Annotated in this window: 22 protein-coding genes; 7 read left to right on the forward strand and 15 right to left on the reverse strand. The window is 62.7% G+C overall.

Features of this window, described 5'->3' with window-relative positions:
- The 5 genes from ASG25_RS09270 (at position 1) to ASG25_RS09290 (ending at position 4,954) form a co-directional block, all read left to right on the forward strand.
- On the forward strand, positions 1 to 1,149 hold the full coding sequence (locus ASG25_RS09270) for a mandelate racemase/muconate lactonizing enzyme family protein (RefSeq protein WP_062472813.1): 1,149 nt from the start codon (positions 1 to 3) through the stop codon (positions 1,147 to 1,149).
- Positions 1,149 to 2,030, forward strand: coding sequence for an amidohydrolase family protein (locus ASG25_RS09275; protein WP_062472815.1), 882 nt, complete (start codon positions 1,149 to 1,151; stop codon positions 2,028 to 2,030). Before ASG25_RS09270 ends, ASG25_RS09275 begins: the two co-directional genes overlap by 1 nt.
- Positions 2,031 to 2,091: 61 nt before the next feature.
- Positions 2,092 to 3,066, forward strand: a complete 975-nt coding sequence (locus ASG25_RS09280; RefSeq protein WP_062472817.1) for a TRAP transporter substrate-binding protein — start codon at positions 2,092 to 2,094, stop codon at positions 3,064 to 3,066.
- An 86-nt stretch (positions 3,067 to 3,152) separates the two neighbouring features.
- The gene (locus ASG25_RS09285) at positions 3,153 to 3,674 is read left to right on the forward strand and encodes a TRAP transporter small permease (protein WP_062472819.1); all 522 of its coding nucleotides are present in this window, start codon (positions 3,153 to 3,155) and stop codon (positions 3,672 to 3,674) included.
- Positions 3,674 to 4,954, forward strand: coding sequence for a TRAP transporter large permease (locus ASG25_RS09290; protein WP_062472822.1), 1,281 nt, complete (start codon positions 3,674 to 3,676; stop codon positions 4,952 to 4,954). Before ASG25_RS09285 ends, ASG25_RS09290 begins: the two co-directional genes overlap by 1 nt.
- A 363-nt stretch (positions 4,955 to 5,317) precedes the next feature.
- On the opposite strand, the gene ASG25_RS09295 is transcribed toward ASG25_RS09290, so the two are convergent.
- Positions 5,318 to 6,289 (reverse strand): 3'-5' exonuclease, encoded by a 972-nt coding sequence (locus ASG25_RS09295; RefSeq protein ID WP_062474393.1) that lies wholly within the window; start codon positions 6,287 to 6,289, stop codon positions 5,318 to 5,320.
- Positions 6,290 to 6,404: 115 nt separating this feature from the next.
- On the opposite strand from ASG25_RS09295, the gene ASG25_RS09300 reads away from it, so the two are divergent.
- A complete protein-coding gene (locus ASG25_RS09300; protein WP_062472824.1) occupies positions 6,405 to 6,611 on the forward strand; it encodes a hypothetical protein in 207 nt (68 codons plus the stop codon).
- A 141-nt stretch (positions 6,612 to 6,752) separates the two neighbouring features.
- Entirely contained in the window at positions 6,753 to 6,920 is a 168-nt protein-coding gene (locus ASG25_RS23130; protein ID WP_156379891.1) for a Thivi_2564 family membrane protein, read from the forward strand.
- Between the two features lie 273 nt (positions 6,921 to 7,193).
- Here ASG25_RS23130 and ASG25_RS22660 read toward each other — a convergent pair whose 3' ends face one another.
- From ASG25_RS22660 to ASG25_RS09365, 14 genes are all read right to left on the reverse strand, one after another.
- Positions 7,194 to 7,349 carry a hypothetical protein gene (locus tag ASG25_RS22660; protein WP_156379890.1) on the reverse strand — a complete coding sequence of 52 codons (156 nt, stop codon included), beginning with the start codon at positions 7,347 to 7,349 and terminating at the stop codon, positions 7,194 to 7,196.
- A gap of 88 nt (positions 7,350 to 7,437) precedes the next feature.
- A complete protein-coding gene (gene ugpC / locus ASG25_RS09305) occupies positions 7,438 to 8,541 on the reverse strand; it encodes a sn-glycerol-3-phosphate ABC transporter ATP-binding protein UgpC (protein ID WP_062472826.1) in 1,104 nt (367 codons plus the stop codon).
- A gap of 3 nt (positions 8,542 to 8,544) precedes the next feature.
- Positions 8,545 to 9,375: a carbohydrate ABC transporter permease gene (locus ASG25_RS09310; RefSeq protein WP_162241387.1), complete on the reverse strand. Its 831-nt coding sequence runs from the start codon at positions 9,373 to 9,375 to the stop codon at positions 8,545 to 8,547.
- On the reverse strand, positions 9,372 to 10,298 hold the full coding sequence (locus ASG25_RS09315; RefSeq protein ID WP_062472830.1) for a sugar ABC transporter permease: 927 nt from the start codon (positions 10,296 to 10,298) through the stop codon (positions 9,372 to 9,374). Before ASG25_RS09315 ends, ASG25_RS09310 begins: the two co-directional genes overlap by 4 nt.
- 86 nt (positions 10,299 to 10,384) lie before the next feature.
- Positions 10,385 to 11,644, reverse strand: coding sequence for a sugar ABC transporter substrate-binding protein (locus ASG25_RS09320; RefSeq protein WP_062472832.1), 1,260 nt, complete (start codon positions 11,642 to 11,644; stop codon positions 10,385 to 10,387).
- Positions 11,645 to 11,678: 34 nt separating this feature from the next.
- Positions 11,679 to 12,860 (reverse strand): PLP-dependent transferase, encoded by a 1,182-nt coding sequence (locus tag ASG25_RS09325; protein WP_062472834.1) that lies wholly within the window; start codon positions 12,858 to 12,860, stop codon positions 11,679 to 11,681.
- Positions 12,857 to 13,579: a FadR/GntR family transcriptional regulator gene (locus ASG25_RS09330; protein WP_156379889.1), complete on the reverse strand. Its 723-nt coding sequence runs from the start codon at positions 13,577 to 13,579 to the stop codon at positions 12,857 to 12,859. The genes ASG25_RS09325 and ASG25_RS09330 overlap by 4 nt, the downstream gene beginning before the upstream one ends.
- 260 nt (positions 13,580 to 13,839) lie before the next feature.
- Positions 13,840 to 14,724, reverse strand: coding sequence for a ribokinase (locus tag ASG25_RS09335; RefSeq protein ID WP_062472836.1), 885 nt, complete (start codon positions 14,722 to 14,724; stop codon positions 13,840 to 13,842).
- Positions 14,721 to 15,596, reverse strand: coding sequence for a MurR/RpiR family transcriptional regulator (locus ASG25_RS09340; RefSeq protein WP_062472838.1), 876 nt, complete (start codon positions 15,594 to 15,596; stop codon positions 14,721 to 14,723). The genes ASG25_RS09335 and ASG25_RS09340 overlap by 4 nt, the downstream gene beginning before the upstream one ends.
- On the reverse strand, positions 15,593 to 16,573 hold the full coding sequence (locus ASG25_RS09345) for an ABC transporter permease (protein WP_062472841.1): 981 nt from the start codon (positions 16,571 to 16,573) through the stop codon (positions 15,593 to 15,595). Before ASG25_RS09345 ends, ASG25_RS09340 begins: the two co-directional genes overlap by 4 nt.
- A gap of 51 nt (positions 16,574 to 16,624) precedes the next feature.
- Positions 16,625 to 18,136 (reverse strand): sugar ABC transporter ATP-binding protein, encoded by a 1,512-nt coding sequence (locus tag ASG25_RS09350; RefSeq protein ID WP_062472843.1) that lies wholly within the window; start codon positions 18,134 to 18,136, stop codon positions 16,625 to 16,627.
- 60 nt (positions 18,137 to 18,196) lie between these two features.
- On the reverse strand, positions 18,197 to 19,261 hold the full coding sequence (locus ASG25_RS09355; RefSeq protein WP_062474397.1) for a substrate-binding domain-containing protein: 1,065 nt from the start codon (positions 19,259 to 19,261) through the stop codon (positions 18,197 to 18,199).
- Between the two features lie 82 nt (positions 19,262 to 19,343).
- Positions 19,344 to 20,327 carry a sugar phosphate isomerase/epimerase family protein gene (locus ASG25_RS09360; protein ID WP_062472845.1) on the reverse strand — a complete coding sequence of 328 codons (984 nt, stop codon included), beginning with the start codon at positions 20,325 to 20,327 and terminating at the stop codon, positions 19,344 to 19,346.
- A 201-nt stretch (positions 20,328 to 20,528) separates the two neighbouring features.
- Positions 20,529 to 20,984: an RbsD/FucU family protein gene (locus tag ASG25_RS09365; protein WP_062472847.1), complete on the reverse strand. Its 456-nt coding sequence runs from the start codon at positions 20,982 to 20,984 to the stop codon at positions 20,529 to 20,531.
- Position 20,985 lies beyond the last annotated feature (1 nt).

Raw genomic sequence — 20,985 nt, forward strand, 5'->3', positions numbered from 1 at the left:
GTGAAGATCGCGGCCGTCCATACGCACCTGTTGGAATATCGGCTGCCGACGCCGTTCGAAAGCGCGTCGATGCGGTTCGACCGGCGGGCCCATATTCTGGTCGAGGTGGTCTGCGACAACGGCCTTGTCGGCTGGGGCGAATGCCTGGGCCCTGCCCGGCCGAATGCCGCCGTGGTCAAGGCCTACACGCAGTGGCTCATCGGCGCCGACCCGCTGGAGACCGAAAAGATCTGGGCCGTGCTCTACAATGCGCTTCGCGATCAGGGGCAGCGTGGTCTGGCCATCACCGCCCTGTCGGGGATCGACATCGCGCTCTGGGACATCAAGGGCAAGCATTTCGGCGTACCGGTCTCGACCCTGCTCGGAGGTCGCTTCCGGGACAATGTCCGTGCTTACGCAACCGGCAGCTTCAAGCGCGACGGCGTGAACCGTCTCGACGACAATGTCGCCGACATCACGCGTTACCAGCGTGAAGGCTTTCACGCGAGCAAGATCAAGATCGGCTTCGGCGTGGCCGACGATCTTGCGATCGTACGGGCGGTGCGCGACGCGGTCGGGCCGGACTTCCGGATCATGGTCGACGCCAATCACGGCTATGACGCGCTCGATGCCGTTCGCTTCGGCAACGCTGCCGCCGAACTGGACATCGACTGGTTCGAGGAGCCTGTCGTGCCCGAGCAGCTGGCGGCCTACCGCGAGGTGCGCCATCGCCAGCCGATCCCGGTTGCAGGCGGGGAAACCTGGCACAGCCGCTGGGGCATGCGCGAACCGATCGAGACGCGCGCGGTCGATATCCTTCAGCCCGATCTCGCCGGCACTGGCGGCTTTACCGAAGCCCGCCGGATCGCCGATCTGGCGGCGCTGCACGGCGTCCGCGTGGTGCCGCATGTCTGGGGCACCGCCGTGCATATCGCTGCAGCCCTCCAGTTCATGGCGGCGATGGTGCCGAGCCCGGTTCGGGTCAATCCGATCGAACCTATTCTGGAATTCGACCGCACAGAAAATCCGTTCCGCCAGGCGGTGGTCAAGACGCCGATCGATCATGTGGACGGTGTCGTCGCCATTCCGGACGGCCCCGGCCTTGGCATCGACGTCGACCGCGACGCGCTCAAGGAATACCGCATGCCGGACGCCGGGGAGAATCTGTAATGCTCGTCAGACCCCTTTCAGGCCCTGCACCGAAGACCGTCTTTCCGTCCGGCGCCGTCGACAGCCAGATGCATATGTACCTTCCGGGATATCCTGCGCAGCCGGGCGGGCCGGACCTTCCTGCCGGTAGTCTTCCCGATGCCGATCAGTACCGCGCCTTCATGGCCTGGCTCGGCATTGACCGCGTCATCATCACGCAGGGCAACGCCCATCAGCGCGACAATGAAAATCTCATCGCCTGCCTCGCCGAGATGGGCAATGTCGCCCGCGGCGTCGCCGTTATCGACGCGACGACCAGCGAGCGTGAACTCGACCGGCTCTCGGCCGCCGGCGTCGTGGGTGTCCGCATCATGGATCTTCCGGGCGGCGCCGTCGGGCTCGACGCGCTTGAAACGGTCGATGCCATGGCGGCGAGCCGCGGCTGGATGCTGGCGGTCCAGTTCGACGGAAACCGTATCCTCGATCACGCCCCCCGCCTGAAGGCTCTGAAGGCGCGCTGGGTGTTCGATCATCACGGGAAGTTTTTTGCCGGCGCCACGCCGGACGGCCCGGAGATCACGGCGTTGCGACAGCTGATGGATGGCGGCCGGTGCTGGTTCAAATTTGCCGGCGCTTACGAGTCGTCGCGTACCGGCGGTCCGGATTATGCGGATGTTGCGGCCTTCTCGAAGGTTCTGGCCGCCCATGCGCCGGAACGCATCGTCTGGGGCAGCAACTGGCCGCACAATCTGGCCAAGACGCAGGATGCCTATCCGGACGATGTCGCCTTGACCGACACGGTTCTCGGCTGGATCGGCGACGAGGCTGCGGTGCGCCAGGCGCTGGTGGACAATCCCGAGGAACTCTTCGGCCTTCCCGCCTGGCAGGACAGCCGATCGTAAGATGTATCGCACGTTCGACGGTGGAGCGCCGGACGATGGTTTTTGAAAAGTGGAGGAACACATGAACTTCGCAGGCAAACTGATCATGGCGCTGGGCATCGCCCTCGCCGCCTCGACCGCACAAGCGCAGGAAATCACCCTGCGCTCGGCGGACATTCATCCGGATGGCTATCCGACCGTCGAAGCAGTCAAATACATGGGCCAGCTGGTTTCGGAGCGGTCCAACGGCCGCATCAAGATCGAGGTGTCCAACAATGCCGTTCTCGGCAACGAGAAAGATACGATCGAACAGACCCGATTTGGCGTCATCGACCTGAACCGCGTCAACGCGGCACCCTTCAACAACCTCGTACCGGAAACCACGGTGCTTGGCCTGCCCTTCCTTTTCCGCTCGACCGAGCACATGCACCACACGGTCGATGGGCCGATCGGCGATGAAGTGCTCAAGGCCTTCGAGCCGCATGGTCTCGTCGGGCTGGCCTTCTACGATTCCGGCGCGCGCTCCTTCTACACGACCAAGAAGCCGATCGAGAAACTGGACGATCTCAAGGGCATGAAGATCCGCGTCCAGCAGTCCGACCTCTGGATCGCGATGATGCAGGCCTTCGGCGCAAACCCGACGCCGATGCCGATGGGCGAGGTCTACTCGTCGCTGGAAACCGGTGTCGTGGATGGCGCCGAGAACAACTGGCCGTCCTACGAGTCCGCGCGCCACTACGAAGTCGCCAAGAACTACACGCTGACCGAACACTCGCTCAATCCTGAGATTCTGGTCATGTCCAAGATCTCCTGGGACAAGCTGACGCCCGAGGACCAGACTCTGCTGCGCCAGGCCGCCAAGGACTCGGTCGGCAAGATGCGGGAACTCTGGACCGCCCGCGAGAAAGCATCCGAGGAGAAGGTCCGTGCGGCCGGTAACAACATCATCAAGGTCGACAAGAAGCCCTTCGCGGATGCGATGAAGCCCGTCTACGACCGCTTCGTCACCGACCCCGCGATGAAGGACCTGCTCGAGCGCGTCCAGGCCGTTCAATAACATCTGCTCTCGACAGGCCCCTCTCCGGGGCCTGTCTTTTCTTTGCCGGCGCGGGCATGCCACCGGCTCTTTGGGAGGATTCTGTCATGCGGCATTTCATGTCGTCCGTGCGGCCCGGTCTGGCCATGCTCAATCGACTTGCGCTCTATCTCGCCGGCCTCGGCATCATCGTGATGACGCTGATCATCGGCTGGCAGGTATTCGGACGCTATGTCCTCAACGACACGCCGAGCTGGTCGGAGCCGCTGTCGCTGCATCTCATGTCGTGGTTCATCCTCCTGGGTGCTGCGGTTGGCGTGCGCGAGAGCGTGCATCTCGGGCTCGATCTCGTGCACCACATGGTGTCTCCCACCATCCAGAAGATCATGGATCAGGTCAGCCTCGGCCTCATCACGCTCTTCGGGATCGCCATGGTGTATTATGCGACACTGCTGGCCATGGGCACCTGGAGTGCTCGCATCCCCGTGCTCGGCTGGCCGGGCGGCGTCGATTTCTTTCCCATGATCGCCGGCGGCGCGTTGATTGCCCTGTTCGCGGCGGAGCGCTTCATCGACGTCTCGCTCGGTCAGGAAGTCACGGATGTTGTCGTGCTGACGGAGGTCGCGTAATGGCCTACAGCATTCTTTTCGGAACCTTCGTCGTTCTCATGTTCATCGGCATGCCGATCGCCTTCTGCCTCGGCATCGCATCGGTCGCCACGGTTCTCTACATGGGTCTCCCGCCCATCGTCGTCTTCCAGCAGATGAATTCCGGCATGAACGTCTTTGCCATGATGGCGATCCCGTTCTTCATCTTCGCGGGCGATCTCATGGTACGCGGCGGCATTGCCAACCGGCTGATCCGCTTTGCCGCAGGCCTTGTCGGTCACCTCAAGGGCGGCCTCGGGCAGGTCAACATCGTGGCCTCGACCCTGTTCGGCGGCATCTCCGGTTCGGCCGTTGCCGATGCCTCGGCGGTCGGCGGCCTGATGATCCCGCAGATGGCGGCGCGGGGCTACGACCGCGGCTACGCCGTGAACGTCACCGTCAACGCGGCCATCATCGCCCTGATGATCCCGCCGTCCCACAACATGATCCTCTATTCGATCGCTGCGGGCGGCAATGTCTCGGTCGCCGATCTCTTCACCGCCGGCATCATCCCGGGCATGCTGCTCGCGGGTGCGCTGATGATCACCGCCTACATCGTCGCCCGTCGCCGCGGCTATCCGTCCGAGCCGTTTCCGGGTTTCCGGCGCCTGGGTTACTATTTGCTCGCGTCCTTCCCTGGACTGCTCCTGATCGGCATCATCTTCGGCGGCGTGCGCTCGGGCGTCTTCACGGCAACGGAAAGCTCCTGCATCGCGGTGCTCTACGCGTTCCTCGTTGCCACGCTGGTCTACCGCGAGCTCAACTGGAGCGGTTTCATCGAGGCCGTGCTCGGCGCGGCACGCACCACGTCCATGGTGCTGCTCGTCATCGGGACTGCCGCGTCCTTCGGCTGGCTGATGGCGTTTCTTCAGGTGCAGACCCTGATGATCGGGGCGATCAGCGCGATATCCGACAATCCGATCATCGTGCTCCTGGTCATCAACGTCATCCTGCTTCTGCTCGGGACCTTCATGGACATGGCGCCGATGGTGATCATCGCGACTCCGGTTCTCCTGCCCGTCGTCAAGGCCTTCGGCGTCGACCCCGTGCATTTCGGCGTGGTGATGATCCTTAATGCGGGGATCGGGCTCAATACGCCGCCGGTGGGAACCGTCCTCTTCGTCGGTTGTGCCGTGGGTGGCATCTCGATCCGCGAGGCGATGAAAACCATCTGGCCGTTCTTCGGCGCAAGTGTCGCGGTCCTGCTCCTGGTCACCTACATTCCCGCGCTCTCACTCTGGCTGCCCGCCGTGTTTCGATAAACAATCCCGGAAGACGGCCCGATACACGCCCTGCATCGCATAGATGCGGGGCGTTTTTCATTGTGACCAAGCGCGGGTCAGCACGCCACTCCAGCAAATGCAGGAAGCCCAAAACAGAAAAAGCCTGCTGCGGGAGGAGGTGCAGCAGGCTTTTCCAAACAGATCGAACATGGGCTGGGAGGAGGAGTGCCGATGTTCGAGCAGACGTCCCCGGGAGGAGGAAGGGATCGTCTTGAGAACGAAGCTCTGCGGGAGGAGGTGCATCGCTTCGTTAAAAGGGAATATAGGGATCTCCGAAGCGGCTTCCAGATCCGTCTTTGCAGTGCAGCCATGCGATGGAAGCAGGCCTGCGTCGCCCCGGTATCATGCCTGAAATCGGTCGAAGGCTGTCAGCCGGCGCATCGGTGGATCTGCCTCCGGATAGCGATAGATCTCGCTCCGGAGAAACTGCAGTTCGTCCTCGACGCCCTCCTCCGCGATTTCGATCCACCATGATTTCGGCCGGCCGTCGCTGCCATCGGCCCAGCGGTAGCCCCGCGCCTTCAGATGGTCTTTCATATCGAAGGGACTGTGCTCGGCGTAAATCCGCACACGGCTGGCCCGGCTCGCCGCGTGAAGTTCCGAAAAGGCCGTGGACACGCCGTCGACCCGCCGATCGAGAACTTCCAGAAGCGCAAAGCAATCATCGACAGCCCGGTGGCCTTCGTGGAAGTACCCCGCCTGGCCAATGAGATAGCCGAGCTTGGTGCCCTCGTAGCCGCGGGCCGACCAGTCGATTTCCGCATTCGAACAGGCCCAGGCCTTGCGGCTGAAGGCGGGGTGAAAACTCTCGCAGAAGGGACGATCGAAAGCGGCATTGTGGGCAATGATCAGATCGGCGGGCACCACCATGGCTTCCAGAGCCTCAATGTCGATCTCCTGCCCGGCGACCATCGCGTCCGTGATGCCGGTGAGACGCGTGATCTCGGCAGGTATCGCGATGCTTGGCTGCCGCAGACCGCCGAAGACGCCGGAGACGTCACCGATCTCGCCACTTTCGTTATAGGTGAACGCGATCGCGCCGATCTCGATGATCTCGTTGCGTCGATGATCAAGGCCCGTCGTCTCCGTGTCGAGAAGGACGCCGCGCAAGGGGAAGCCGGGTCCAAGGACGTTCGCGACGGGGCGCGGCTCAAGCTTTCGAAGGATCCGGTAGCGGCCGGTTTCGGTCAGGACGTCGACGAGGTTGGCCTCGCTGACCGGTTCTACGGGCATGCCGGTTGATCTTGCGCGGCGCGGCGTCGGTCGTCTCGTCTCGTGCGCTTCCTGCGCAAACATGTCGAACTGCACTGCCATGTCATGCCTCATCTGCGGACCGACAGAGCCGGTGATGGCGGCTCCGTTCATTGAGTCTATCCGGACTCGCGAAGATGATTATAACCTGATGACAGACTCACGTCAGGAGGAAGTCTTGGAAACCACTGAAATCGGCAGCCGCAGCGATTTTGCGCTTTGGGCGATCCAGCGCGCGCAGGAAATCGTGACCAGCGAGGGCGCCGCCTTTGCGATCGCTGCGCGCGACATGAACGAAGACGCTCTCGCGGCAACAGCTTCGGCCCTTGGCACGGCCATCTCGGAAGCCATGCTCGAGGTTTTCGACGGCCTGATCGGTGCGTGATCGACAGGCACGAGGGGTAAGGGCCAACTTTCCATCGATTTCAGTCGGATACGCCCTTCCCTTCACAGGGAACCGCCATATCTCACTCTGCAGCGTCCTGGAGGCATTTCCCGGAGGCCTGTCATGTAAGGAGTTGGGGTTATGGGAAGTTCTGCATTGATCAGCATCCTGATCACGTTTCTCGTCGTTGTTCTGGTTCTCTATCTTGTCGCACGCCTGCCGATCGACGGCCGTGCCAAGCAGATCGTCCAGATCATCATCATCATCATCGGCATCATCTCGCTGCTGAAGTATCTCGCCGTCTTCTAATGCATGTCGCCCGAACGTGTGCAGCGGTTTCGGGAACGACATGCATGAAAAGAAGACCTTAAAGCGCGTTGCGTGAATCCTTTATCACGCAACGCGCTTTAGGCGACCAATGATCGACGTGATCAAACAGGCTCGGCGTCCCGCCGGGCCTGTTTTCGTTCGTGCTCTCCGGATTGTCGAGAATACGGGCTGGCCGTCCAGGCCGCGGTGCCATCCCGCCCGGGAACGGCTGCACCTGGCTGCAGCGCGACCGGGCGGTGGCATGGTTGAGACCTAGGAGTTCGTCGAGCTTGCCGCTTGCGTCTGTGCCTCGGGTGAACTGTGATTGGCATTCCACCATGTCGCCCCGCCGCCAATGATCGTGCATGCGATGACAAAGATCGCAACGAGGTAGATGGCCATCTGCTGCCGGTCGTGTTTTCGGTCCATGCTGTCTCCTATCGAAGCCCATCGAACCAGCACGGCACTGCCGAGTTCCACGAATGCTCGGAAGTTTGCGGCAGCAGGACCTCATGCATCAGGACGACGGGGCGTCACCTGGCCGCGCCTCGAGAGGGATGCGCCGGCCATCCGGGCCGAAGAGATGGAGCCGTTCCGGAGGAAAGCCGACCGTCAGGCCCGCGCCCGGCGCGAGCAGCGCCCGATCGCTGCTGAAGATCTTGAACGGCAGCCCGTGCACTTTGAGATGCAGGATGATCCCGAGGCCGGTCGGCTCAACGAGTTCGACGGTCGCCGCCGCGCCATCGCCGTTGGGTCGGATGGCCACATGCTCGGGGCGGATGCCGAGCGTGACGGATGTTCCCTCTGCCAGATCCACACGCTGGCCGAGCGAGATCGTGGTGCCGTTCGTCAGGCGGACCGCACTCGACCCGGTCTCGGAAATGACAGTGCCTTCCAGCATGTTCATCCCCGGCGAACCGATGAAGCCTGCAACGAAGAGATTGGCCGGCCGATCATACAGTTCCAGCGGCGCGCCGATCTGTTGCACTTCGCCGGCATTCATCGCGACGATGCGCGACGCGAGCGTCATCGCCTCGATCTGGTCATGCGTGACGTAGACGGAGGTCGCGCCGAACTCTGCATGCATGCGCTTGATCTCCGCCCGCATCTGTTCGCGCAGACGCGCATCCAGGTTTGAGAGCGGCTCGTCGAACAGGAAGGCCTTCGGCTGGCGGACGATGGCGCGGCCCATGGCGACCCGCTGTCGCTGCCCTCCCGAAAGCGCCTTTGGACGACGGTCGAGATACGGGTCGAGCCCGAGCTTGGACGACGCGGCCGCAACGGCGGCGGCGATCTTTTCCTTGGGGCTGCGGCGCAGGCGCAGGCTGTAGCTCATGTTGTCCGCGACGGTCATGTGCGGATAGAGGGCGTAGGACTGGAACACCATGGCGATGTCCCGGTCCTTCGGCTTCAGGTCGTTCACCTCGCGGCCGCCGATCGACATCGTTCCCGACGAGATCGATTCCAGCCCGGCGATCATCCGCAGGAGGGTCGATTTCCCGCAGCCGGATGGGCCGACGAGGACGATGAATTCGCCGTCTGCAATCGACAGATCGACGCCATGAAGCACCGGATGGTCTCCGTAGGACTTGACGATGTCGCGCATTTCGATGGAGGCCATGGATTATCCTTTCACCGCGCCGGCCGTCAGGCCCTGCACGAGATACCGCTGGATCAGGAGGAAGAAGAGGCAGGCCGGCACGAGCGCCATGACGCCTGCCGCCATCATCTGCCCGAAATCGACGGAGAATTTCGACACGAAGGTGAGCAGCCCGACCGGGAAGGTCGCGCTGTCGTTGCCCGAGATCAGCATGAGCGCGAAAAGCAGCTCGCTCCAGGCGGCGGTGAACACGAAGCCGAGGGTGGCTGCGATACCGGGCAGCGTCAGAGGCAGGATGATCTGGCGAAAGGCGGTGAACCGGCTCGCTCCGTCGATCATCGCCGCATCTTCGAGATCCCTCGGAATTCCATCGAAGAAGGACTGCATGAGGAACGTGGCGAAGGGAACGTTGAAAGCGGTGTAGACGATGATGAGGCCGGTCAGGCTGTTGGTCAGGCCGAGCGGCGACAGCATCTTGAAGATCGGCGCGACGAGCATCACCAACGGAAACATCTGCGTGATCAGCATCAGGGCGACGACGGCGTATTTTCCGCGAAACACGAAGCGGGACAGCGCGTAACCGGACAGCGATGAAATCAGCGTGACAGCCAGCGCGGTCGAGCCCGCAACGATCAGGCTGTTGCGAAAGAAGATCGGGAACGCGCTGTTCTCGATGACATACCGGTAGTGTTCGAGTGTCGCGTGCGACGGCCACATCCGCACGCCTTCGCTGTAGAGCAGGTCGTTCGGCGTGACCGAAACCTTCAACAGCCAGTAGAGCGGGAAGAGAGCGAAAGCGACGTAGACGAGAATGGCCAGACGGTGCGCGATGGTGAGGAGAATGCCCATGGTCAATCCTTCTCGATCAGGCGCTGGCGAATGACCACGATCACCATGGAATAGGCCAAGAGGAGCACGAGGAGCACGAGCGCGATCGCGGAAGCATAGCCGAAATCGAGCCGCTTGAAGGCCTGGGTGAAGATGTAGCTTGCAACGATCTGGGTGCGGTCGGCCGGCCCGCCATTGGTCATGACGATGATGAGATCGGCGAAATTGGCGATCCACACCGTGCGCAGGAGAACGGTGATGGCAATGGTGGGGGCAAGGAAGGGCAGCGTGATCGACGTGAAGCGCTGCAGCGGATTGGCGCCGTCGATCGCGGCCGCCTCGTAGAGGTCGCGCGGGATTGCCTGCAGGGCTGCCAGAAGCGTGATCGCGAAAAAGGGAATGCCCCACCAGACATTGGCGATGATTGGCCCCCACATCGCAAGCTGCGGATCGGCGAGAATGTTGTTCGGCGCAGAGAGGATGCCCAGCGACACCATCCAGTGCGGAAGCGGACCGATGACAGGATTGAACATCCAGGCCCAGTTCAGCCCGGCAAGAAACGTCGGAACGGCCCATGGGAGAAACACCAGCGCCTGTGCCAGGCCGCGCCCGGCAAAGGGCTTGTCGAGCAGCAAGGCCAGAATGAGTCCGAAGAAGAACTGGAGAAAGACAGAAGCGCCGGTCCACCAGAGCGTATTGCGCAGCGCGCGGTAGAAGGCCGTATCCTGCGACAGTTCACGGAAATGATCGAGGCCGACGAAGCCGCCCGAAAACGGGTTGAGCAACTGGATGTCGCGAAACGCATAGGACAGGCCGAGCACGAGCGGCACCAGCATCACGGCGATGATGAGCACGAGCACGGGCGCCGTGTAGAGCCATGGCTCGACGGTATGTGCGATCCGGCGTGCGAAAGGCTTGCGCGGGCGGCTGCCCGTGGCGGTAGGGATCATGGGGTCGTCACCTGAAGGTCCGGCACTGGCATGAGGATGCGTGCCCGGCGCGCGCAAAGAGGCGGCGCACCGGGCACGCGAGAAGCTTACTTCGCGGCGAGGAACTTCTTCTGCGCCTTCGTCATGTAGTCCGCCCACTGCTTGGCAAGGTCTTCCGGCGTGATGTCGCCGAGCAGGGCTTCCTGCGAGGTCTTGATGACGAGGGAGTCCTTGAAGAAGGCGAACTCCTCAAGATAGGTCGGCATCGTCGTCGGAACGGCATTGGTGTCCGCAAGCTCTGCAAACCAGCCCTTGAACTGCTCGCTCTGATAGAACGGGTCCTTTTCGGCGGTCGTGAGGGCCGGCAGGGCACCGGTCTTCTTGTTCCACTCGATGTTGCCTTCCGGTCCCTCGAGCGTGGAGATCAGCTTCCAGGACAGATCCTTGTTGGCGGAAGAGGCCATCATCGACCAGCCGGCGAAACCGATGGTCGGGAAGGTCTTGCCGTCCGGCCCCTTCGGCATGGTCATGACGCCGAAATCTTCCGCCTTCATGCGCTGCGCGATGGCAATCAGCGCGTCCGGATCCTGGTCGAGGAAGGCGCAGGTGCCGGAGTAGAAGCCGGCAACGATCTCGTTGAAGCCCCAGTTGACGCTGTCTTTCGGGGCATAGCCGTTCTTGTAGAGATCGACCACATAGGTCAGGCCCTTGATCCAGCCGGGGCTGTCGAAGGTCGAGGTGCCGTCTTCGTTGAAGAAGCTGTTGGACCCTGCCATGCTGGCGCCGAACATGACCCAGCCGTTCAGGCCACCCGGGCCGCCGCGCAGGCAGTAGCCGTACTTGCCGGGAATGGCGGACACCTTCTTGGAAGCTTCGGCAAACGCTTCCAGCGTCTTCGGCGGTTCCGTCACGCCTGCCTGCTCGAGCAGCTTCTTGTTGTAGAACATGGCCCGAAGGTAGAAGCCGTAGGGCAGCATGTAGGCCGTGTCCTTGACGTCTCGACCGAGCTCCAGCGTGCGGGCGCTCAGATCCTTGGTGTGTTCCCACTCCTTCAGATAGGGCTCAAGGCTCTCCAGCATGCCGTTATTGGCATAGAGCGAGAGCCATGTATCCGGCATCTCGATGACATCGGGAACGTCGCCCGCCGAAACCATGGTTGCGAACTTCTGGAAGGCGTCGCTCCAGGGAAGCGAGACGATCTCGACCTTGGTGCCCGGGTTGGCACTTTCGAACTTGGAGACGATGCTTTTCAGCGTCTCGGTGCGCTCGGGGCTGGTGATGACTTCGACGAGTTTGATGGTGGTATCGGCCAAAGCCGTTCCCGCCATCAGAGCGGTGAAAAATGTAGCTGCGATCAGGCGTTTCATGCTGTTCTCCCTTTTCTTGATTGACGTGGCAGTCTCAGGCCGCCGCCGCGTTTGTCGCGGCGTGGATGGCAGGTTCGAGGTCGGCCCAGAGCGCCTCGGTTCCTTCCAGTCCGACATGCAGGCGGACGGATCGGGCGCTGATGCCGAAGGTGTGGGCAGAATTGGGCTGCGCCTTCTGCTCCAGCACGACCTCACCCGGAACGATCAGGCTCTCGTGCCCGCCCCAGGAAACGCCGAGCTTGAAGAGCTGCAGCTGGTCGGCGAAGGCTCTGACATCGACGCCTTCCCGGAAAATGAAGGAAAAGAGCCCGGACGTGCCCTTCAGCCCCGGTGGCAGGCGATTGGCAAGCCCGGGGTGGCAAACGGTCTCCACGGCATCCATGGCCTGGAGGCGTGTCGCAATGTCCAGCGCAGAAGCCTGGTGCTGCTTCATGCGGATCGGCAACGTGCGCAGACCGCGCACGATGAGCCAGGCATCGAACGGCGACAGCTTGCCGCCGAGATAGGGATAGGCCTCGCCGCGGATCCGGTCGATAAGCGCTTTCGGGCCTGCAACGACGCCCGCCACGACATCGCTGTGGCCGCCGAGATATTTCGATGCCGAATGCAGAACGAGATCGCAGCCCAGCGACAAGGGCTGCTGGAAGATCGGGCTTGCCCAGGAATTGTCGATGACGGATATCGCGCCGTGACGGCGGGCGATCGCCGCCAGCGCGCCGACATCATGTGCCTCCATCACCCAGCTCGTGGGACTTTCCATGTAGAACAGCGTGGCGCCCGGCATGGCCGCTTCGACCGCTGCCTCGTCACGCCCGTCGACATAGGTGACGGCGATGTTCATCCGCTTGAAGAACGTACCGAACAGGCGAAACGCATCGGGGTACAGGTGGCGGACCGCCACGATCCGATCGCCGGGTTGCACGAAGGACAGCACGGTCGAGGAAATTGCTGCCATGCCGCTGGCAAATCCGAGCGCATCTTCCGCGCCCTCCAGCTTGGCGAGCATCTCCTCGAACAGACGCACCGTCGGATTGAGCCCGCGGGTGTAAACCGGTCGGCTCCGCTCGCCGCGATAGGTCGCCACCATCTCGTCATAGCTCGAAAAGGTGAAGAGCGACGTCTGCACGATCGGTGGCACGACGGCCTCGAAGGCATGGGTCGCGTCGTGGGCGACGATGAGAGAGGCAGGATCGAAGAGATCGTGGCCTGGGGTCATTTCGACATGTCCTTGATATCTTCCTCGACGATGGCGAGGATTTTCAGCGTTTCCATGCGGGCCGCCTCTGCATCGCCGACCGCGATCGCGTTGAACAGCGTCCGATGGAAGGGGAAGGAGCGGGCCGCAAAATCCGGCCGGTCGAAGGGCTTCGACCAGAAGCGTTCAAATCCGCCCCGCATCTGTTCCAGCAATTGGCCAAAGAGAGGATTGTGCGTGGCATCGTAGATCGACAGGTGGAAGGCGAGATCGGCCTTGCCGGACGTGCCCTCGGCAAGATGGACCCGCTCCATCTCGTCGAGCCTGGCTTCAATCGTCCGCAGATCGGCCGGCGTGCGACGACGTGCAGCTGCCATCGACGCCTCGACTTCGATCCCGCGGCGCACCTCGAGCGTCATCAGCAGGGCATCGCGAAGACCGCCGGATTCAAAGGACAGAGGCATGTGGACCGTACCGGCAGAGATCGGCTTCAGGAGGTAGTTGCCGCTGCCTTTGCGGCTTTCGATCACGCCGAGTGCCTGAAACTTCCCGATCGTCTCCCGAATGGTCGAGCGACCGACGCTCAGCGCCAGCATCAGTTCGCGCTCGGCCGGCAGACGGTCTCCGGCTTTCAGGCCGGCCTGCTCGACGTAAAGCGCCAGCGCCGTCTCCACCTGCTGGCCCCGATTGATGGGCGGCAGCGGATCAATCCGTGTCGAGGCACGGGACGGTGCACTCATGACAACAATCCTGATCGATGAAATTGGTCTGACATCCTGCCAATTGAAATCGGCAGCGACCGTTTGTCAAGCCGTCCCCACCGGTGTCGAAGGGTGGACGTGCGGGAATCACGGACGAGAGATCCGCCGCTCAGTGGAATGGCAGGCATCTTCATGACCAGCGGATGCTTTTCGGAGAGCCAGCAGGCATCAGCCCGTCAGCGCGATCTCAGGAGAGAGCGCCGGGCGGCGTCAACGGATCTTTGCTTGCTTCGAAGGGGCTAGCGCTCTGACTCGGGCGTTGCCACGAGATGTGCGGCAGCCGCGTTGGCGTCGGCAAGGGCGCGATCGAGCGGGAAGCCGCGGGCTGTTTGCGCGGCGAGCATGCCGATGAATTCATCACCGGCGCCGTGGGTGCTTTCGACCTTCACCCTGACAGGGTCGATCATGATCTCGCGTCCGTCGCGATCGACGGCAGCAACACCCGCTCCGCCCGCCGTGACGACGACCTGGGGGTAACTCTTGCGCAGGATGCGGGCTGCGGACACGGCACCGTCCAGCGTTTCCACGACATCGACGCCCGCCAGCATTTCGGCCTCGATGGCGTTGACGACGAGGATATCGACCAACGATCTGAGCTCGTCGGACAGCGGCCGCGCCGGGGCGGCGTTGAGAAGAACAAGACCGCCGGCCGCCTTCACCCGGCGTGCAGCCAGCACATTGGCCACGTCCGGGATCTCGTTCTGCAGCACCAGAATGGTGGTGTCTGTCAGCACGTCTGCGGCGGCGTCCAGATCGCGTTCGCCGAGGTCGAGATTGCTGCCCGAGACGATAACGGCGCCATAGTCGCCTTCGCTGTCGAAGATCGCGACGCTCATGCCGGTCGCGCGCCGCGCGTCGCGCGCCACGAAGCGATGATCGACTCCTTTGCGCGCGAGGTTGTCGATCAGGAAACGGCCGAACTCATCGTCGGCAACGGCGCCGATCATAGACGTCGTGATGCCGGCCTTGGCAGCGGAGACCGCCTGATTGCCACCCTTGCCGCCGCTCTTCGCATGCCAGGAGGAACCGGTGACCGTTTCGCCCTTGCGCGGACGCGCGGGACCGAAAACCGCAATATCGTAGTGCAGGCTGCCAAACACGGTGACGCGGGGACTGGAGGTCATGGAAGTCTATCTTTTCGCTTGGAGCTGACGGCAGACATCGTCTGCTTGAGATTGCGTTCCGCCGCGCGATAATCGCGCTGGGCGACGGCGACGAAGATGGCGTCGAGAATGTTGAGCTGGGCGATCCGCGCCGCGGCATTTTCGCCCATCAGGGGCGAGCCTTGCGCGGTCGAGCACAGAACCACATCCGCTGCCTGGGCGAGCGCTGACCCACCATAATTGGTAATGGCGATGGTGCTTGCACCATTGCGGCGGGCAAGCTGGATGCCCTCGATGACCGCCGTCGTATTGCCGGAATGCGAGAAGCCAACCGCGATGTCGCCCTCCTTCAGAAGGGACGCCGACATCAGCATCATGTGGCTGTCGTCGAAGACATTGGCCCGCACCCCGATGCGCAAGAACTTGTGCGAGACGTCCCGGGCGATCTGGGCCGATCCGCCGACGCCGTAGAAATCCCGCTGGCGTCCCGTATGGATCATGTCCGCCGCCTTGTCGAAGGCGCCCATGTCGAGAATTGCCAGCGTCTCCTCGAGCGCGTGAATCGAGGTGCGGAAGACCTTCTGGACGATCTCCTGCGAGGTATCGTCGACGGACAATTCCCGGTGCATTTCTGCCGTCGGCTGGCTGTTGTACTGGCTGACCGCCGCGCGAAAATCGCGGTAGCCGGCAAAGCCCAGCTTTTTGGTGATTTTCACCACCATGGCCTCGGAGACTCCGGCCTCCGCCGCGATCTTCTTCAGCGATGTCTCGTCATTGAAGTCGCGCAAGCCGAAGACCGTATCAACAACCTTTGCTTCGAGCGGGGTCAGCAGCGGCATCATCATCCGGATGCGCGGTCCAACCGCCTTCATGTCGAAGCTTTCCGTATTCATCCCCGCCCCCTCGTGGCTCGATCGATCATCATGGCGACGAGGATTATAAGGCCGGTTGCAAGAAGTTGGTAGAACGCCTGGACATTCATCAAGGTCAGGCCGTTCCGCATCGTGCCGAGGATGATGGCGCCGAGAATGGTGCCAACGATGCTGCCCTTGCCGCCCATCAGCGAAGCCCCGCCAATGGCTGCGGCTGCGATGGCGTCGAGTTCCCAGAGATTGCCGAGGATCGGTTCGGCGGCGCCGAGACGACCGATGAGGATGAGCGATGCAAGGGCCGCGAGTCCGCCGGAAATGACATAGGCCGTAATCTTGGTGCGGGCGATGGGAACGCCGGCGACGTAGGCCGCTTCCTCATTGCCGCCAACGGCCATCAGGTATTCCCCGATCGGCGTCTTCGTGAGCAGCACCCAGGCTGCGACCGCAACGATGGCGACGATGAGAATGGGGGTGGGAATGCCGAACAGGGCGCCGTTGAAGATCTGGCGGAAGCCCGGGGGAATGCCGAGAACCGGGTTGCCCCCGGTATAGATGAGCGCCAGCGCGCGGTAGGTGCTGAGCGTTCCGAGCGTGACGATGAAGGGCTGCAGGCCGACATAGGCGACGAGCACGCCGTTGATGAAGCCGCAGAGGACGCCGATGCAGAGCCCGGCAAGGATCGCAAGCGGGATCGGCGTGCCTGCGAGCAGCAGCGTTGCCGTGATCACGGCGGAAACCGCAGCTGTCGGTCCGACGGAAAGGTCGATGCCGCCGGAGATGATGACGAGCGTCATGCCGAGCGCAAGGCACGCGTTGATGCTCGACTGCTGGAGAATGTTGATGAGATTGCGTTCCGACAGGAAGCCGGGAACGAGCGTGGCGAACACGGCGACGATGACGACGAGGCCGATCAGCGTGCCGGCATCGCGCAGCGAAAAGGAGAAGCGGCCAAAGCCCGATGCAGTCTTGTCGGCCGGAGCGGCAACGGAGGTGGTCATGGCAGTGTCCTATTCGTCTTCTTCAGCGTTCACGTCGTTTGAAAGGATGGTCTAGGCAGCCGGCGCGGTCTCGGTGACGCCCGGGATCGCGTGCGCAACGATTGCGCTTTCGCTGAGACCCTCGCGGGGCAGTTCCGCAGCGATCTGTCCGTCCCGCATCACGAGCACCCGGTCGGACAGTCGGATCACTTCCGGAAGTTCGGAAGAGACCACGACGATCGACCGGCCTTCCGCGGCCAGGGCTTCGATCAGATGGTAGATCTCGGACTTCGCACCGACATCGATCCCGCGGGTCGGTTCGTCGAACAGCAGGATGTCGGACCGGGCGGCCAGCCAGCGGGCAATGATCGCCTTCTGCTGGTTTCCGCCGCTGAACAGCCGGATCGGCCGGTCGAGCAGAAAGGGGCGAAGGTTGACGCGCGTGAGGAGATCGTTCGCAGTCGTCTTGAGCCGGCCTTTCGAGATGAAGCCGCTGCGGGAAAACGCCGGGAGGGAGGCCAGCGCCATATTGAGCGCCACCGAGCGCCCGGGCACGATGCCGTCGCGCTTGCGCTCTTCCGGCACCAGGCCGATGCCTGCCGCGATTGCGTCCCGCGGATTGGCGAGTGTGACGGGCTTGCCGTCGATCTCGAGACTCCCACCGGACAGACGGTCGACCCCAGCCATCAGACGCAGGAGTTCCGTGCGGCCGGAGCCGACAAGACCGGCAATGCCGACCACTTCGCCCTTGCAAACGCTGAAGGAGACGTCGCGGATCTTCGGCGACGTCAGGTTCCTCGCCTGCAGCTTCACGGTCGAGGTCGCGTGCGACACGTGGGCGTCCTGCAGCAGTTCACGCCCTACCATCATGGTGATCACATCGGTGTGCGAGACCTTGGAAAGATCGACGACGTCGATCAGGCGGCCGTCCCGCATGATGCTGGCGCGCTGGCAGATGCGAAACACCTCGTCCATCTTGTGCGACACGTAGACGATGGAGACGCCGCTCGCCGCAAGGCGGGCAATGACCTCGGCTAGGCGCTCGAACTCGCTCGGCGTCAGGCTTGATGTCGGCTCGTCCATCGCGATGATGCGGGCCTTGTCGAGCAACGCCCGGCCGATCTCGACGATCTGACGCTGCGCCACCTTGAGCGTGGAAATGGGAGCACCCGGATCGATACCCGGATCGAGCATTGCCAGGGCTTCGGCGGCGCGACGCTCTTGCTCGCGGCGCGCGACCAGGAGACCGCCGGCCTTGGTGACGGAGTGTCCGAGAAACATGTTCTGTGCGACGGTCAGGTGCGGCACCTGCTGCAATTCCTGATGGATCATCGCGATACCGGCAGAGCGGGCATCCATCGGCTTCTTGAACGCGACAGGCTTCTCATCCACCAGCACGGACCCGGACGTCGGCTTGAAGACGCCGGAGAGGATCCGCAGGAGCGTCGATTTGCCCGCACCGTTTTCCCCGAGCAGACCATGGATCTCACCCGGCTGGACGTCGAAGGAGACATCCGACAGTGCCTTGACGCCAGGGAAAGCCTTGGTAATCCCCTGAAAACGCAGTCGTGCAACGGTGCTCATCGGTCTCTCCTGCCCTTTGCGAAAGAGACGCCGACGGATGCCGGCGTCTCTTCGTGGTGCTTACTTTGCAGCCTTGGCGTCTTCCATCAGCACCTTGCGGACATCGACGCCTTCACCTCGGTACTTCGCCAGGTTGTCGGCGGTGATGAGGGCCTGCGGCGTGGCCACGACGCGGGGCAGCTTCTGGCCGGCGACAAGACGCAGCGCGGTTTCCAGTGCCACTTCGCCGGTGAGAACCGGGAAGCTGTCGACCGTGCCGGTCAGCTCACCCGCCTTGATCGAAGCATAGGCGTCCGAAATGCCGTCAGTGCCGAACACGGCAACCTTGCCCTGCAGGCCGGCCGCCTTCACAGCCTCGACGATGCCGAGCGCCATGCCGTCATTGTTGGCATAGAAGCCGACGAGGTCGGGATGCTGGTTGAGGATGTTGGTGGCGGCGTCGTAGGATGTCTGACGGTCCCAGTTGCCAGGAACGCTGGCGACGACGTCGAATTTTCCGTACTCGGTGATGGTCGACTTGAAGCCGTCGGTCCGCTGGACAGCGGCGTAGACGCCTGCCTGGCCTTCAACGATGGCGACCTTGCCGCCCTGCGGCTTGTTCTCGATGAACCACTTGGCAACGCGGACGCCATTGTCGCGCTGGACGTTGCCGACATAGTGCTCGGCCTGGGGAATGACGGCGTCGTTGACGTTGACGACGGGAATGTTGGCGGCCTTGGCCTGCTCCATGACCGGCTGCAGGTTCGCATCCGTCTGGGGCGAAACCAGCAGAACGTTGTAGCCCTGCGTGATCATTCCTTCGGCAATCGTCAGCTGACCCAGCTGGTCGCCTTCACTCTGCGCGGCCTGATAGACCACAGGCACGTTGTGTGCCTTGCCGAAGGCCTCGTAACCCTCGCCCAGCGAACGCCAGTATTCATTGGTCAGCGTCTTGGAGACAGCGCCGGCCTTCGTGCCTTCCGGCACTTTCGGGAACGCGCCGAATTTGGCTTCGACCTGAGACCAGTCGATCCGGTCCTTTTCGGTATCGGAGTTGAGCGGCGCGAGGTCCTGAGCAAAGGCCGCGCCGAACAAGAGGCTGGCGGCGAAGCCGGCAGCGATGGTTGTCTTCAAAAATGTCTTCATGGTTTCCTCCCAAGTTTCATCCTCCGGCATGCGCAGCGGCATGCCGGTTCTGGCGTTCACGATAGTGCAGGCGTAGGCGGGTTCAGTTGCCGAGCATCAGCTCCTGGACGACGGCCTGTGCGGAGACGGCGTCCTGGCGGTCAATCGCGCCGGAAAGGCGATTGTCCTGTTCGAGGCGGTCCACGACCTTCAGCATGCGCTTGACGGTCTGGATGTTCACCTCGCATTCGTGGACCGGATCGAGACCGGTCATGTCGGGGAACGTATCGAAGTAGATGGCGCCGTCGTAACCGTCGCGGCGGATCTGGCGGAGAAGTTCGATCGTCTGCTGGGGATGGACCGAACCGACCATCAGGCCGTCGTCGCGCTTGGCGTAGCCATCATTGAGGTGAACGCCGAGAACCCGGCTGTAGCGCGCAATCAGGGCTGCAGCAAAGGCCGGCTGTTCGTCGGCATAGAGAACGTGCGCAAAGTCGAGCGTGACGCCGAGATTGGGGAGACCGACATCCTTGATCGCCAGAAGTGTCGTCGCGCAATCGGGCATCAGGCTGTAGGAGCGCGGTTCGTTCGGCTTGTACTCGATGCTGATCAGGCAGTCCGGGTCATGTTCGCAGACTTCACGGATGCCATCAATTTCGTGTTGCCATAGGGTCGCGTAGTCGGCCTGGAACGCGTAATCGAAACCGTCCTGGCCAAGCCAGAGCGTCATCAGCTTTGCGCCGGCTTCGCGCGTCGCATCAATGCCCTTCTTCGTCAGCTCGATGGCTTCACGGCGAACGGCAGCGTCCGGATTGGTGAACGCGCCAATCTTGAAGGCGGGGTTGGTGTAGTACCGCATGGCAAAGCCGTTGACGGAAAGGCCGAGATCGCCAATGCGGCGGGCCAGATCTGCCGGCTTGTCGGCGCCGTGGTCCGGATAGTTGAGGTCGAGATCCGTGAGCCCGTCGACCTTCGCCGCACGTGCGACCATCTGCATGACGCTCGGCTTGCCCACCAGGTCCGGCCATTCGACGTGCGGGCGCGATGCGAAGGAATTGAGACGGGTTGCAAATTTGAGATCGGTCACGGCGGGTGCTCACATCGTTTGTTCGTGAGCTAACTTCACATTAATTATGAAATCTGTAAAGTTTAAATGTGTTGTGCAACGCACCAATTCGATCGTCTGCCGGCAGATGGTTACACGCAGGTGCCCGGCATTGCGCCCACGATCGGCGGCCGGGCAGCTTCCTGCCCGGCTTTCAGTCTTGTCATCCGAGAAACCAGTGCCTTATGCGCCGGCCGGCGGAATGACGCCCTTCGTGAACAGGAAGCAGCCGTAGAAGCGCGTCTCGCCGGTCGAGATGACGCAATAGGCCTTCTTCGCCAGGTCGTAGAAGGCGAAGCGCTCGATGCCGTACATCGGGCACGGCTTGCCCTCCGCGCGATCGATTTCCGCCTGCACTTCACGCTGCACGTCCGGCTGTTCGTCCGGTGCGCCCATCACCTCCATGCGTCCGGCGGAGTTCTGCAGCGGGGTGTCGAGCGGCAGCACCGAAAGGATCGCGGCGATCGCCTGTGGCGCGCTGAGGTTGGCCATCGTCAGCGGCCGCCCGATGACGGTCTGGCGGCCGACGCTGTCGGTCGGGAAGTTTGTGTCGGAAACGACGAGCGTATCGCCGTGTCCCATCGATCGCAGAGCGTGCAGGACGTCGGCGCTGAGCGCCGGATGAATGTTTTTCAGCATG

Source organism: Rhizobium sp. Leaf384 (genome assembly GCF_001424065.1).
Classification (GTDB): Bacteria; Pseudomonadota; Alphaproteobacteria; order Rhizobiales; family Rhizobiaceae; genus Ferranicluibacter.

Bases quoted from the DNA above. Each gene is read 5' to 3' on its own strand.
- ASG25_RS09365 (WP_062472847.1), bottom strand. From the start codon at position 20,984: ATGCTGAAAAACATTCATCCGGCGCTCAGCGCCGACGTCCTGCACGCT.
- ASG25_RS09295 (WP_062474393.1), bottom strand. From the start codon at position 6,289: ATGGCAGTGCAGTTCGACATGTTTGCGCAGGAAGCGCACGAGACGAGA.
- ASG25_RS09290 (WP_062472822.1), top strand. From the start codon at position 3,674: ATGGCCTACAGCATTCTTTTCGGAACCTTCGTCGTTCTCATGTTCATC.
- ASG25_RS09330 (WP_156379889.1), bottom strand. From the start codon at position 13,579: ATGAGTGCACCGTCCCGTGCCTCGACACGGATTGATCCGCTGCCGCCC.
- ASG25_RS09335 (WP_062472836.1), bottom strand. From the start codon at position 14,724: ATGACCTCCAGTCCCCGCGTCACCGTGTTTGGCAGCCTGCACTACGAT.
- ugpC (WP_062472826.1), bottom strand. From the start codon at position 8,541: ATGGCCTCCATCGAAATGCGCGACATCGTCAAGTCCTACGGAGACCAT.
- ASG25_RS09355 (WP_062474397.1), bottom strand. From the start codon at position 19,261: ATGAAGACATTTTTGAAGACAACCATCGCTGCCGGCTTCGCCGCCAGC.
- ASG25_RS09340 (WP_062472838.1), bottom strand. From the start codon at position 15,596: ATGAATACGGAAAGCTTCGACATGAAGGCGGTTGGACCGCGCATCCGG.
- ASG25_RS09345 (WP_062472841.1), bottom strand. From the start codon at position 16,573: ATGACCACCTCCGTTGCCGCTCCGGCCGACAAGACTGCATCGGGCTTT.
- ASG25_RS09315 (WP_062472830.1), bottom strand. From the start codon at position 10,298: ATGATCCCTACCGCCACGGGCAGCCGCCCGCGCAAGCCTTTCGCACGC.
- ASG25_RS23130 (WP_156379891.1), top strand. From the start codon at position 6,753: ATGGGAAGTTCTGCATTGATCAGCATCCTGATCACGTTTCTCGTCGTT.
- ASG25_RS09350 (WP_062472843.1), bottom strand. From the start codon at position 18,136: ATGAGCACCGTTGCACGACTGCGTTTTCAGGGGATTACCAAGGCTTTC.
- ASG25_RS09275 (WP_062472815.1), top strand. From the start codon at position 1,149: ATGCTCGTCAGACCCCTTTCAGGCCCTGCACCGAAGACCGTCTTTCCG.
- ASG25_RS22660 (WP_156379890.1), bottom strand. From the start codon at position 7,349: ATGGACCGAAAACACGACCGGCAGCAGATGGCCATCTACCTCGTTGCG.
- ASG25_RS09280 (WP_062472817.1), top strand. From the start codon at position 2,092: ATGAACTTCGCAGGCAAACTGATCATGGCGCTGGGCATCGCCCTCGCC.
- ASG25_RS09285 (WP_062472819.1), top strand. From the start codon at position 3,153: ATGCGGCATTTCATGTCGTCCGTGCGGCCCGGTCTGGCCATGCTCAAT.
- ASG25_RS09320 (WP_062472832.1), bottom strand. From the start codon at position 11,644: ATGAAACGCCTGATCGCAGCTACATTTTTCACCGCTCTGATGGCGGGA.
- ASG25_RS09325 (WP_062472834.1), bottom strand. From the start codon at position 12,860: ATGACCCCAGGCCACGATCTCTTCGATCCTGCCTCTCTCATCGTCGCC.